1 protein-coding gene is annotated in these 817 nt (G+C 65.0%); it reads left to right on the top strand.

What is annotated here, in order from left to right:
* Nucleotides 1–130: 130 nt before the first annotated feature.
* On the top strand, nucleotides 131–817 hold a 687-nt coding region (locus ACIRS4_RS38375), incomplete at its 3' end, for a methionine--tRNA ligase (RefSeq protein WP_404204932.1).

Genomic DNA, 817 nt, shown 5'->3' with positions numbered 1-817 from the left:
CGTCGATGTGGGTGTGCGCGTCGATCAGCGGCGACAGCGGCTCCGGCGGCTCGGGCGCAGGTCGGCGGCTACTCATGGACGGGGATATTCACGCGAGCGACGAAGGACACGCAGATAGAGTAGACACACCATGAGCGCATCCGATCGCCCCGCCTTTTACGTCACCACGGCCATCGCGTACCCGAACGGCGCACCGCACATCGGGCACGCCTACGAGTACATCTCCTCCGATGCCCTGGCCCGCTTCAAACGGCTGGACGGCTTCGATGTGTTCTACATGACCGGCACCGACGAGCACGGCCAGAAGGTGCAGCAGGCCGCCAAGGCCGCGGGTCTCTCGGAGCAGGAGTACGCCTCGCGCAACTCCGACGTCTTCGAGAACATGGACAAGACGCTCGACATCTCCTTCGACCGCTTCATCCGCACCACCGACGAGGACCACCTCGCCGCGTCGGTCGCGATCTGGGAGCAGATGGTCGCCGCGGGCGACATCTACCTCGACACCTACGCCGGCTGGTACTCGGTGCGCGACGAGGCGTTCTACACCGAGGAGGAGACCACCGTCCTCGAGGACGGCACCCGCATCTCCACCGACACCAAGACCCCGGTGGAGTGGACCGAGGAGTCGAACTACTTCTTCCGCCTGTCCAAGTACCAGGACAAGCTGCTCGAACTGTACGAGACGCAGCCGGAGTTCATCGCACCCGCGACGCGGCGCAACGAGATCGTCTCGTACGTGAAGGCCGGCCTGAAGGATCTGTCGATCTCGCGGACCACCTTCGACTGGGGCGTTCCGGTGCCCGGGCATCCCGATCAC

Origin of the sequence: Streptomyces sp. NPDC101166, assembly GCF_044768125.1 — a bacterium.
GTDB lineage: Bacteria > Actinomycetota > Actinomycetes > Streptomycetales > Streptomycetaceae > Streptomyces.
This window is presented reverse-complemented; position numbering and strand designations above follow the sequence as displayed.